The sequence below is a fragment of the Segatella copri genome (assembly GCF_019127135.1).
Lineage (GTDB): Bacteria > Bacteroidota > Bacteroidia > Bacteroidales > Bacteroidaceae > Prevotella.
This window is the reverse complement of sequence record NZ_JAHOEA010000010.1, coordinates 32,432-45,025: the sequence shown is the minus strand read 5'-3', so window position 1 is coordinate 45,025 and position 12,594 is coordinate 32,432. Positions and strand designations below refer to the sequence as shown.

Here is a 12,594-nt window from a genome sequence, read left to right as displayed (position 1 = left end):
ATAAGAACTAGAATTTCCGACAATAGGGTGAAGAGTGATTTTAGAAAAAGCCTATGTAAAATAACACAAGAAAAATTTGGTGTTATCAAAGAAAAATCGTAATTTTGTAGCAATTAAAACAAGTAAATATGACGAATCATGATTTTTGGATGTCCATCAGTGACATAATCAATGAAGGATTTACATCTGAAGGTCTAGCAAAATTAGATGATTATGCAGAACAATTCAGTACTGGAAAGATCTTATATAAACGATTTTCACCGTCAGAACAGTATGGGTGCTGTGAAGGAGGTAGAATCCATGTTATTGCATCCTTACTCGCGGGAGCAGAAGTTGGCACAGATCAACTCTCTGCGCCAGAACAACAGAATCAAAAAGTAAGCTGAAAAGCAGTATGAAAAACACGCAACATACTGCTTTTCTCTATCCTTAGTTTATTTTAATATTTATCTTTTCGTAAATGTAAGTTCTGTATCACCCTCATCCATTAAGCATACTGTACAAATCATCGTATTACCTTTGATAGAAACAATCTTAAAGCGCTTGCAAGTTTGCCAATCTGTTTCATCCCCTGAAAAATAAGAATCCTTAATAATCAAAATGTTGGCATTCAATTCATATTTAGTAATTCCTGAATAAGATTTCCAAGTCCCTGCATCATAATCATACCAAATACAACCACCATTAGCATTGAGAAAAAATCTAAATTTATCATCACTTTCAGGACTTTTATCTACAGTGATATGGCTTTCATCCTCATCATCAGCCCAATACCACCCCTTAATATGCGTAAGTTCCCATGTACCAACGATGTTGGTCTTAATATCACCAGAAGCTGGAGTGTCGTCATCGTCCGAAGATGAACAAGCGGTGAAAGACACCATTGAGAACAAGGCGAAAAGAATCGCCATAAATGCAAAATATAACTTTTTCATAAACTTACCCGTAAGCCGATAGCTCAGCTCTAATGTTATAAATATATGTAATTGTATTAATCAATCATTATTCATTATTTCTCCTCAAAATAACTACCAGCTTCCATCTTGCAATCCATCGCACGGCACTTGTTGTAGCGCTCTCGGGCTCTGTTTTCTCTGGCAAACATCGCCTTGGTGCCAGCCTCATCTTCTGAGAACTGCAGATGATTGTCGATGCCCATACCATGAGCAATGTTCTCCACATCAAGATCATCGGTACCGATGAAGGTAAAGGTCCAGTTCTGCTTCTTCAACTTCTCAATGAGGTTCTTGATCATCTTCAGATCATACTCCTCGCTACAGTTCTCCTCACCATCTGTGATGATAGTCACTAACACGCTGTCATCCTCGGTGGTCAGGGCGTTGATCTTAGCGATGCCCATGCCGATGGCATCGTAAAGAGGGGTGCCGCCACATGGGTTGTAATCCCTTGACTTCAAAGAGTTAGCACGGCGGGCAGACACATTATCGTAGAACAGATTCTTGTGGGTGCTGTCGAAGGTGATGAGCGTTACACGCTGCTCCATGTCTTTATGCGTCTTCTGCATTTTCCGAATCGTGGTCAGGGTCTCGTTGATACCCACCAGTGCCTGGCGCTCGATAATACTCATGCTGCCACTCTCATCCACTACCAAAAGATTGAATACTCGTTTCATAACTTGTTTCTCCTATTATTTTTAAATTGTTCAACATAATTTTATAAGCAAGAAGAACTATTCCCTGCTTCTATTTATCCCTTAAAAGAAAGAATAGAGGGAAAAATTAAGAAAAGGATTATCTTTTTTCCAAAAATTTTTTTGTCAGTAGAAATAAAACCCGTACTTTTGCACCAAATTATTATACATATATTATATAAGGAGATGAAAGAAATATTGATAGTAAGCATTGGCAGCTTCTTCGGAGGCGGCATGAGATATTGGGTATCAAAGATGGTGCAATCCTGCACGGTGATTGCCTTTCCGTTCGGAACGATGGCGGTGAATGTGGCGGGATGCCTCATCATCGGGTTCCTCTCGGGATTGAACTGGCGGGAAGGGGGATGGATGTCGCCATCTGCCAAACTGCTGCTCACCACGGGATTCTGCGGAGGATTCACTACCTTCTCTACCTTTATGAACGAGGGGGCAGGACTGATGAAAGAAGAGAATTACCTCTATATGATGCTCTATCTCTTCGGAAGTCTGGCGCTGGGACTTATCGCCGTTCTCGCCGGACATTATCTGGCGAAAATGATTGCATGAGAAGAAGTAGGAGAATAGAAGAAAAAGGCTCAGATTGCCGAAAAATATACTGAAGATAGTATTCCATCAAATGAAGAAATGATGAAAATACTATCTTTTTTATTATTTTATATTTCCAAAATGCCTTAATTACGAAATTTATTCGTAAATTTGCAGAAATAATCTGCATTCGACAATTTGAAAGCAAGTTTTCATCATGCTCGTTTGCTTAATTTTTGCACCAATGAATACATTAGATACAAACAATATAAAATGGAGCGAGAATGTAATTATCGCTGACGCCGACTATATCGACCGAGTGGCTTTTGATCTGATAGTCAACTTCGAACGTATGATCAACCGTCGCATCCAGCCAGCAGACATGGCACAATGGGCAGTCTGCATTGCCCTTGACGGAGGTCTGAGAGAGGGCGAGCACGAGACACAGGTTGTGCTTATCCACGACAAACAGTCGATGGCGATGAAGAACTTCCGCCCTGCCAACTATGAGAAGGATCTGAACGCTCAGGCTTTCAAGGATGATAAGCTCGGAGAATTCATCATCTCTTCATATCCTACGGAGGAAAAGATGGTAGGCAAGGATGACTTCCTCGTAGATGTGGCACGCACCGTATGCAACGCCAAGGAAGTGAAGCGAGTGATGGTAATCCCAAATTCTGAGGATGGAGATGCTTACGACCGACTCCGCGAGATACTCCGCAAGGTAGATGACGACGACAAGCGCATCACCCTCTTTGCCATGCAGCCCATGCCAGGCGGCAACTTCAGACAGGAGATTCTCGGTTATTCGCTCATGAATGCCCTGGGAATTTCGGCAAATGAGATAAAGTAAAAAATGAAGAGTGAAGAATTCATTTGCTTTACTTTCCATAAGGGCGCAAGCCTAATTTAACATTTAACATTACACTTAACATTAAAAATAAAAAATGAGTAGAGTACTTATGATTGGCGCAGGTGGCGTGGCTACCGTGGCTGCCTTCAAGATCGTCCAGAACCAGGACGTTTTCACCGAGTTTATGATTGCTAGCCGTCGCAAGGAAAAATGCGACAAGCTGGTTAAGGATATCCACGCCAAGGGCTACAAGATGGATATTCAGACAGCTGAGGTGGATGCCGATGACGTTGAGCAGTTGAAGGCTCTCTTCAATAGCTATAAGCCTGAACTTGTCATCAACCTCGCTTTGCCTTATCAGGATCTTACTATCATGGATGCCTGTCTGGCTTGCGGTTGCAACTACATGGATACCGCTAACTATGAGCCTAAGGACGAGGCTCACTTCGAATATTCATGGCAGTGGGCATACAAGGATAAGTTTGAGCAGGCAGGTCTCTGCGCTATCCTCGGTTGCGGTTTCGACCCAGGTGTATCAGGCATCTTCACCGCTTATGCAGCCAAGCATCACTTCGATGAGATTGAGGTGCTCGACATCGTGGATTGCAACGCCGGTAACCATCACAAGGCTTTCGCAACCAACTTCAACCCAGAAATCAATATCCGCGAGATTACCCAGAAGGGACTCTGGTATAAGGATGGCGAATGGATTGAAACCGACCCACTCTCTATCCACAAGCCTCTCACCTACCCTAACATCGGCCCTCGCGAGAGCTATCTGATGCACCACGAGGAGTTGGAGAGCCTGGTGAAGAACTACCCTACCATCAAGGAGGCACGCTTCTGGATGACCTTCGGTCAGCAGTATCTCACCTACCTCGACTGTATTCAGAACCTCGGTATGAGCCGCATCGACGAAATCGAGTACGAGGCTCCATTGGCAGATGGCTCAGGCAAGACTGCCAAGGTGAAGATTGTTCCTCTGCAGTTCCTCAAGGCCGTATTGCCTAACCCACAGGATCTCGGCGAGAACTATGATGGCGAAACATCTATCGGTTGCCGCATCCGTGGTAAGAAGGATGGCAAGGAGCGCACCTACTACGTTTATAACAACTGCAAGCACCAGGAGGCTTACAACGAAACCGGTATGCAGGGCGTAAGCTACACCACCGGTGTACCAGCCATGATTGGTGCCATGATGTTCCTCAAGGGCATCTGGAAGAAGCCAGGCGTTTGGAACGTAGAGGAGTTCGACCCAGATCCATTCATGGAGCAGTTGAACAAGCAGGGATTGCCATGGCACGAGGTGTTTGATGGCGATTTGGAAATCGACTAAACTTTAAATAAAATAAGAATATGGCAAAAGAAATGCAAGAGGGAAAATTGAATCCCAATGAAGGCAAGCTGAAAGCTCTTCAGGCAGCCATGGCTAAGATAGAAAAGGACTTCGGTAAGGGCTCTATCATGAAACTCGGCGATGAGCACGTTGAGAATATCGAAGTTATCCCTACAGGCAGTATCGCTCTCGACAATGCACTGGGCGTAGGCGGTTATCCTAAGGGACGTATCATCGAGATTTACGGTCCGGAATCTTCAGGTAAAACAACATTGGCTATCCATGCCATCGCAGAGGCTCAGAAGGCTGGCGGTATCGCTGCTTTCATTGATGCTGAGCACGCTTTCGACCGTTTCTATGCGGCTAAATTGGGCGTTGATGTTGATAACTTGTGGATTTCACAACCAGATAATGGTGAGCAGGCGTTGCAGATTGCAGACCAGCTGATCAGTTCTGCTGCTGTAGACATCGTAGTTGTTGACTCTGTAGCAGCCTTGACTCCTAAGAAGGAAATCGAAGGCGATATGGGTGACAATGTGGTAGGTCTTCAGGCTCGACTGATGAGTCAGGCTCTCCGCAAGCTCACTTCTACCATCAGCAAGACCAACACTACCTGCATCTTCATCAACCAGTTGCGCGAGAAGATTGGTGTAATGTTCGGTAACCCAGAGACAACCACCGGTGGTAATGCTCTGAAGTTCTATGCATCAGTGCGTTTGGATATCCGCAAGGCTACAGCCATCAAGGATGGCGATGAGGTAGTAGGTAATCTGGTTCGCGTAAAGGTGGTGAAGAACAAGGTGGCTCCTCCTTTCCGCAAGGCTGAGTTCGACATCATGTTTGGCGAAGGTATCAGCCGTGCCGGCGAGGTATTCGGCCTGGCTGTAGCCAACAATATCATCGAAAAGAGCGGCAGCTGGTATAGCTATGGCGGTTCTAAACTCGGACAGGGTGCCGATGCCTGCAAGGCATTGCTCAAGGATAACCCTGAACTTCTTGACGAACTGGAGGCTAAGGTTCGCGAAGCACTTGCTGCTAAGGAACAGAAATAAAGCCAGATAAGGTTTCACACCTTATTATATATAGGAGCTTTATCTGAAAAGAAAGATTTCTCAATCATATTACAGGAATCAAGATAGGGAGAATGCGACATTTTATCGCCTCCCATATCTTGATTCCTTTTATTTTGTCAGCATTATCTGACACCTTGTCAGCTACTTTTAGTCTTACAATCCCTTGGCACATGCTTTGTTATGACGAAAAGCGTGAACGCTGAACAGAGAGGTTCCCGACAGATGCATATCTTCGGCAGACTTCCATTAGCCAGCAGTTCATGAGATAAATAACATATTAATAACGATAAAAATAAAAAAAGATATAATTATGGGAAAAGTAATTGGAATTGACTTGGGTACCACAAACAGTTGTGTTGCCGTTTTCGAAGGTAGCGAACCAGTTGTAATCGCTAATAGTGAAGGTAAGCGTACTACTCCATCAGTAGTAGGTTTCGTTAAGGATGGTGACCGCAAGGTAGGTGATCCTGCTAAGCGTCAGGCCATCACAAACCCTAAGAACACTGTATATTCTATCAAGCGTTTCATGGGTGAGACATACGCTCAGAGCCAGAAAGAGGCTGAGGCAATGCCTTACACAGTAGTAAACGAGGGTGGTTATCCACGTGTTGAAATCGAGGGTCGTAAATATACTCCACAGGAGATTTCTGCAATGGTTCTCCAGAAGATGAAGAAGACTGCAGAGGATTATCTCGGACAGGAGGTTACAGATGCTGTTATCACAGTTCCTGCTTACTTCTCTGACTCACAGCGTCAGGCTACTAAGGAGGCTGGTCAGATTGCAGGTTTGAATGTTCAGCGTATCGTAAATGAGCCTACAGCCGCAGCTTTGGCTTACGGTGTTGACAAGGCTAACAAGGATATGAAGATTGCCGTATTCGACTTGGGTGGTGGTACATTCGATATCTCTATCCTGGAGTTCGGTGGCGGCGTATTCGAGGTACTTTCTACCAATGGTGATACTCACCTGGGTGGTGATGACTTCGACCAGGTAATCATCAACTGGTTGGCTGATGGCTTCAAGGCAGAGGAAGGCGTAGATCTCCGCAAGGACCCTATGGCTATGCAGCGTTTGAAGGAGGCAGCTGAGAAGGCTAAGATTGAGTTGTCAAGCTCTACATCTACCGAAATCAACTTGCCATACATCACAGCCGTTGACGGTATGCCAAAGCACTTGGTTAAGACTTTGACCCGTGCACAGTTCGAGCAGTTGGCTCACAACCTGATTCAGGCTTGTCTCGTACCTTGCCAGAATGCCGTTCGTGATGCTAAGCTCTCTACATCAGATATCGACGAGGTTATCCTGGTTGGTGGTTCAAGCCGTATCCCAGCCGTTCAGACCTTGGTTAAGAACTACTTCGGCAAGGAGCCTTCTAAGGGTGTTAACCCTGATGAGGTAGTAGCAGTAGGTGCAGCTATCCAGGGTGCCATTCTGAACAAGGAAGAGGGTGTTGGTGACATCGTATTGCTCGACGTTACTCCATTGACTCTCGGTATCGAGACTATGGGTGGTGTGATGACTAAGCTCATCGATGCCAATACAACTATCCCTTGCAAGAAGAGCGAGGTATTCTCTACAGCAGCTGATAACCAGACAGAGGTTACCATCCACGTATTGCAGGGTGAGCGTCCAATGGCAGCTCAGAACAAGAGTATCGGTCAGTTCAACCTGACAGGTATCGCTCCAGCTCGCCGTGGTGTTCCTCAGATTGAGGTTACCTTCGATATCGATGCCAACGGTATCTTGAACGTATCAGCTAAGGATAAGGCTACCGGTAAGGAGCAGAGCATCCGCATCGAGGCTTCATCTGGCTTGAGCGAGGACGAGATCAACCGCATGAAGGCTGAGGCAGAGCAGAACGCTGCTGCTGATAAGGCTGAGCGCGAGAAGATTGACAAGATGAACCAGGCTGACAGCATGATCTTCACCACCGAGAACTTCCTGAAGGATAACGGTGATAAGATTCCTGCAGACAAGAAGCCAGGTATCGAGCAGGCATTGCAGCAGTTGAAGGATGCTCACAAGGCTGGTGATGCTGCAGCTATCGATTCAGCTATCAACAACTTGAACACCGTAATGCAGGCTGCTTCTCAGCAGATGTATCAGGGCGGCCAGCAGGCAGGTCCTCAGGGTGCACAGGGTGGTCAGCAGGCACAGGGCGGCAACGACGGCGCTCAGGACGTACAAGACGCTGATTTCGAAGAGGTTAAGTAATACAGATTAATATTATAATAAAGGCGTACAATGCTCAGAAATGGGTTTTGTACGCCTTTTTTGTTTCATTATGATTTTTTATATCCTAATAGTTTGCTAATTCGCTGAAAATTATGTATATTTGCAAATTAAGGGAGAAAGAACATCGCCCGAAAGAGATAGATAGTTTAGGGTTAATATAAAAGAAAGGAGAACGAGATATGGCAAAGAAGAGACCAAAGGTAGCGCTGGTTTATGATTTCGACGGCACACTGTCGCCGGGCAATATGCAGGAGTTTGGATTCATACAGGCTACAGGCAAGACAAAAGATGAGTTCTGGGAGAAAAACAGAAAGTTTGCAGAGGGTAAGGATGCCAACGGCATTTTGACCTATATGTATCTGATGCTCGACGAAGCCAAGAAGAACAATATCTCGCTCACCCGGGAATCTTTTCAGAAATTCGGCAAGGATGTAGAACTGTTCCGCGGCGTAAAACAATGGTTTTCGCTCGTGAATGAATATGGCAACAGCATCGGACTGGACGTAAAGCACTACATCAACTCCTCGGGACTGAAGGAGATGATAGAGGGCACACCTATCGCCCACGAATTTGAGAATATCTACGCCTGCTCCTTCCTCTACAACAAGGAGGGAATCGCCTATTGGCCAGCCGTAGCCGTAGACTATACTACCAAAACGCAATTCCTCTTCAAAATCAACAAGGGTATCAAACAGGTGAGCGACAACAGAAGAGTGAACCAGTATATCCCCGACGAAAAGCGCCCTATCCCTTTCCCCCGAATGATATACTTCGGAGATGGAGAAACCGATGTGCCTTGCATGAAGATGGTAAAGGAACATGGCGGCCACTCGATTGCTGTATATGATAACGAGGATAAACAGAAAACAGCCTGCCAGCTTGTCAAGGAGGGACGGGTAAACTTCATGTGCTCTGCCAACTACAGCAAAGGAAGCGTGATGAATATCATCGTAAAGAGAATATTGGATAAAATCAAAGCCGATTTTGAATTCGACCGTCTGATAGAACTGAACCAGAAGAAGGCATGGAAGTGATTTAAAGGTAAAAGGGTAAAAAGAGCAAAAGGGTAAAAAGGGCAAGAAAGTAAAGGGAGAAAGGGATTCTTTTGTGAATTCCTTGAAACTTTTCTTGGTTTTATCGAGGATTATGCTTAATTTTGCACGCAAAAATAATAATATCAAATCATATTAATGGGAAGAAACAAATACTCAGCAGGAGAAATCAAGGAAATCGGCAAGTTGCTGCGCCTCAAGAACGCAGGCAACCGTTTACAACAGAAAATGATACGCCACGACCTTCGTGTGGATTATGAATTCAATATCTCTGACTTCAATGAGCCTGGCAAGGCTTTCGGCGAAGAAGAACTGCAGGATGCCATCAAGCGTGGCGCCATTCAGATTCTCGACGATGCCACCATCGAAGCAATGAAGGCAAAACGTGCACGAGATAAGGCTCGCGACGAGGCAGAGAGACAGAAAGAAGCCGTAGCCAGCGGTGAACAGACCGACTGGCAGGAGGCTATGAAGGAGTGGAATGAGTATTACGAAAAGTAAAAAGGTAAAAAGGTAAAAAAGTAAAAAGAACATACTGATTACGACATATACCGATTAATAAAATATACTGATTATAAATTATTATGGCTAAAGTATTGATAAAGACATCAGAGGGCGACATCAAGGTGCGCCTCTACGACGAGACACCTCAGCATCGTGACAACTTCATCAAGTTGGCAAAAGAGGGATATTTTGACGGCACTCTCTTCCATCGTGTCATCAAGGATTTTATGATTCAAGGCGGCGATCCAGACAGCAAAGGCGCTCCTAAAGGCAAGATGCTGGGCACAGGTGGTCCTGACTATACCATCCCTGCTGAATTCGTTTATCCACAACTTTTCCACAAGCGTGGTGCCTTGAGCGCAGCCCGTTTGGGAGATGAGGTAAACCCAGAACGAGAGAGCAGCGGTAGCCAGTTCTATATTGTATGGGGAAAGACCTACAAGCAGAACGAACTGAAGCAGATGGAGAAGCAGATGGGCATGCAGATGGAGCAGAACATCTTCAACCAGCTTGCCAAAGAACATCATGATGAGATTATGAACTTCCGCCGTAACCGCGACCGTGAGGGCCTGATGAAGCTTCAGGATGAGCTGGTGGATGAAACCAAGAAGCGCTGCAAGGAGCAGGGCTATCCTAAGTTTACTGAAGAGCAGCAGAAGGCCTACACCGAAGTAGGCGGAACTCCTTTCCTCGATAACCAATATACCGTTTTCGGTGAAGTAGAGGAAGGACTTGACGTGGTAGAGAAGATTCAGAACTGCGAAACTTTGCGTGGCGATCGTCCAAAAGAGGATGTTTCTATGCAGATTTCAGTCATCGAAGAATAAGAAATCTCTATAACGCTCCGCCGGACGGTAAATCCGGCGGAACGCCTAATAAAAAACTAAATAAATATTATATAAGTAATAACAACTATTCATTCGTATTACACAAAAAGACAAATCAATATGGAAAAAATGAAAAGCAAAATGGTAAAGAGTATCATGATGCTCTTAGCATTGGCTAGTTCTAACTACAGCTATGCTTCGTCATTTTTTATTCCGCCTTCGTCATTCTATCCGCAATATACATACCTGCCAGAATGCAGCAGGCACCTGCCAGGAAGTAAGGAGTTATCTTTTCGTCTAATACCAGAGAGGCGAAAATCATTGTGGTGATAGGATTGAAATAAACCCAGTTGGTAGCTTTCACGGCACCCAACTTAGAGATACACCAGTTCCAGGTAAGGAAACATATCATGGATGCCAAACAGCCCAGGAACAAGAGATTACCCACCACCTGAGGCTTCATAAACACATCCCATGCCGGCCACCCAGGGATAATAAGATAATAAGGCAAGATGGTAAGCACACCGTAGAAGAAGACCTTGCGGGTAATAAAAGCTGCGCCATAATCGCCCGATACCGATTTCATCAGGAGCGAATAGACAGCCCAGCTCATACATGCCGTAAACGCCAAGGCATCGCCTACAGGCGACAGATGCAGCACGAATCTGCCATTCAGCACCACGATAATCATACCTACAAAAGCAAGCAGAGAGCCCAGCAGCTGTATCATGTTGATGCGCGAAGAATGGCGATAAACCAGACGTACCAGCAAGGTAGCAAAGAGCGGACAGGAACATACGATGAGCGATGTATTGGTCGTTGTGGTATAATTCATCGCCTCGTTCTCACTCAGGAAATAGAGCGAACCGCCCGTAATGCCCAGCATCGCCATTTTAAACTCATCTTTCCAGCTATCAGCAAACATCCGCTTATGATTCACCATCAGCATCATCATGTATGCGAAACTGAAACGGAGCGTAAAGATCTGTGCTGGTGAAAGCCCGTTCAGCATCAGCACCTTGGTAGAAACAAAGGTGGTTCCCCAGATGGCTACGGTGATGAAGGCCACAAGATGATATAATAAATTACTATTATTCTGTTTCATTCTATTTTTCTGATTTTTGAAATTATGCTGCAAAATTATAACTTTTATTCGAAATGAGCAAATTGTAAGCAAGAAAAGCAGAAAAAGACAATAAAAAGAGCGAAATTGGAACAAAAGAAAAAGTCTTAGGAGTAAGTGCAGATACGACTTCTCCTAAGACCTTATTATTTATATAGTAAAAAAAATCAAGCCTTATTTTTTCTGGAATACTCTCACATAATCCACTTCCATCTGAACTGGGAGGGCGCTTTCGTCAACACCCTTCATGCCGCCCCAGTCACCGCCCCAAGCCAGGTTGAGGATGACATAGAATGGTTTATTGAAAGGCCACGAACCAACATCATTTTTACCGTCATTGTTGAAATTGAGCAGTTTCTTACCATCCACATAGGTCTTGATATAATCAGGAGTCCACTCCAGACGATAAACGTGGAAACCGTCTTCAGCACCCGCAGTCAGACGCTCCTTGGTAATCTGGGTTCCCATCACGTGATTAAACTTCTCAGTATGGAGCGACGAAGAAGTATAGTTAGGATTAACGCCAACCTCTTCCATAATATCAATCTCGCCACACTTAGGCCAAGGATTTGCTCCGAAATCATTGTTGCAAGGCATCATCCAGAAAGCAGGCCATGTGCCCTTACCTTTAGGCAATTTGATGCGCGCTTCGAAGATACCGTAAAGCCAGCCCTGGGTTTCGTGAGCATATACGCGACCCGAATAAATCTTGCCGTTACTGCCCTTGAAACAGTTGATATAAAGCCGGTTATCAGCAATTTCTGTTACGCGTTTGCCATCAGCAGAGCCATTCACATAATTCTGAAGTTCATTATTCACCCAGCCCGACTTCTGCACCTCATGACGCCAATCGGTACTATTCAACTCTGAGCCTTCATTAAACTCATCATTCCAGACCAGTTTGTACCCCTCAGGAATCACCATTTCGCCCCCTTCAATAGGAGTGACCTGTTTTCCAGCCTGATGCACTGGCACCGATACCTTCTTATCCTCTAATGAAATCTCGACACTTCCGTCAAGAGCTACAGACGATTTATTCTCTTCCACATCTACAGTTACCATACCCATAGCTTTGTTATTACCGCTGGCACTCACTTTAAACCAAGGGTATACATTTGCCGTAGGACCTTCTCCAGGGAAGGATGCTCTCGCTTTCCAGCCTCCTTCAGAAGCCACAACCATGATTTTATAAGTACCGCCCTTAGCCGGAACATCAATGCTCGTAGGAGAGCAGGATATTGTCACCTCTCCATCGCCGTCAGAAGAACTACTGCTGCAAGAAAGCAACATAAGCGAGAGAAGGAAGGAAAATATTTTCAAGAATTTCATGTCATTTAAAATTTAGAAAGGGAGCCACTCCTACTTATTTTTTATAGAAGCAGCTCCTGTATAA

At 44.9% G+C, this 12,594-nt stretch carries 13 protein-coding genes; 9 read left to right on the top strand and 4 right to left on the bottom strand.

Annotated elements, in window-relative coordinates; translation table 11 throughout:
* The first annotated feature begins 213 nt into the window (after positions 1-213).
* Complete coding sequence (locus tag KSW37_RS04395; protein ID WP_182000837.1) at positions 214-381, top strand: hypothetical protein; 168 nt, start codon at positions 214-216, stop codon at positions 379-381.
* Between the two features lie 65 nt (positions 382-446).
* Here KSW37_RS04395 and KSW37_RS04390 read toward each other — a convergent pair whose 3' ends face one another.
* Positions 447-935: a lipocalin family protein gene (locus tag KSW37_RS04390; RefSeq protein WP_217313475.1), complete on the bottom strand. Its 489-nt coding sequence runs from the start codon at positions 933-935 to the stop codon at positions 447-449.
* Positions 936-1,009: 74 nt separating this feature from the next.
* Positions 1,010-1,633 carry a vWA domain-containing protein gene (locus KSW37_RS04385; protein WP_217313476.1) on the bottom strand — a complete coding sequence of 208 codons (624 nt, stop codon included), beginning with the start codon at positions 1,631-1,633 and terminating at the stop codon, positions 1,010-1,012.
* Positions 1,634-1,837: 204 nt separating this feature from the next.
* On the opposite strand from KSW37_RS04385, the gene crcB reads away from it, so the two are divergent.
* The 8 genes from crcB to KSW37_RS04345 all read left to right on the top strand — a co-directional run bounded on the left by crcB (position 1,838) and on the right by KSW37_RS04345 (position 10,078).
* Positions 1,838-2,218 carry a fluoride efflux transporter CrcB gene (gene crcB / locus KSW37_RS04380; RefSeq protein WP_217313477.1) on the top strand — a complete coding sequence of 127 codons (381 nt, stop codon included), beginning with the start codon at positions 1,838-1,840 and terminating at the stop codon, positions 2,216-2,218.
* Between the two features lie 223 nt (positions 2,219-2,441).
* Complete coding sequence (locus KSW37_RS04375) at positions 2,442-3,050, top strand: DUF6621 family protein (protein ID WP_117586401.1); 609 nt, start codon at positions 2,442-2,444, stop codon at positions 3,048-3,050.
* A gap of 94 nt (positions 3,051-3,144) precedes the next feature.
* On the top strand, positions 3,145-4,386 hold the full coding sequence (locus tag KSW37_RS04370; RefSeq protein WP_006848470.1) for a saccharopine dehydrogenase family protein: 1,242 nt from the start codon (positions 3,145-3,147) through the stop codon (positions 4,384-4,386).
* A gap of 20 nt (positions 4,387-4,406) precedes the next feature.
* Positions 4,407-5,438, top strand: coding sequence for a recombinase RecA (gene recA, locus KSW37_RS04365; protein WP_117693342.1), 1,032 nt, complete (start codon positions 4,407-4,409; stop codon positions 5,436-5,438).
* A gap of 331 nt (positions 5,439-5,769) precedes the next feature.
* Positions 5,770-7,674 carry a molecular chaperone DnaK gene (gene dnaK / locus KSW37_RS04360; protein ID WP_117586402.1) on the top strand — a complete coding sequence of 635 codons (1,905 nt, stop codon included), beginning with the start codon at positions 5,770-5,772 and terminating at the stop codon, positions 7,672-7,674.
* A gap of 200 nt (positions 7,675-7,874) precedes the next feature.
* Entirely contained in the window at positions 7,875-8,729 is an 855-nt protein-coding gene (locus KSW37_RS04355; protein WP_153093295.1) for an HAD family hydrolase, read from the top strand.
* 156 nt (positions 8,730-8,885) lie between these two features.
* Positions 8,886-9,248 (top strand): hypothetical protein, encoded by a 363-nt coding sequence (locus KSW37_RS04350; RefSeq protein WP_117727508.1) that lies wholly within the window; start codon positions 8,886-8,888, stop codon positions 9,246-9,248.
* Between the two features lie 83 nt (positions 9,249-9,331).
* Positions 9,332-10,078 carry a peptidylprolyl isomerase gene (locus KSW37_RS04345; protein WP_254364490.1) on the top strand — a complete coding sequence of 249 codons (747 nt, stop codon included), beginning with the start codon at positions 9,332-9,334 and terminating at the stop codon, positions 10,076-10,078.
* Between the two features lie 208 nt (positions 10,079-10,286).
* On the opposite strand, the gene KSW37_RS04340 is transcribed toward KSW37_RS04345, so the two are convergent.
* Both KSW37_RS04340 and KSW37_RS04335 read right to left on the bottom strand, forming a co-directional pair.
* Positions 10,287-11,183 (bottom strand): DMT family transporter, encoded by an 897-nt coding sequence (locus KSW37_RS04340; RefSeq protein ID WP_217313478.1) that lies wholly within the window; start codon positions 11,181-11,183, stop codon positions 10,287-10,289.
* 192 nt (positions 11,184-11,375) lie between these two features.
* Positions 11,376-12,530 (bottom strand): family 16 glycosylhydrolase, encoded by a 1,155-nt coding sequence (locus tag KSW37_RS04335; RefSeq protein WP_217313479.1) that lies wholly within the window; start codon positions 12,528-12,530, stop codon positions 11,376-11,378.
* Between the last annotated feature and the right edge of the window lie 64 nt (positions 12,531-12,594).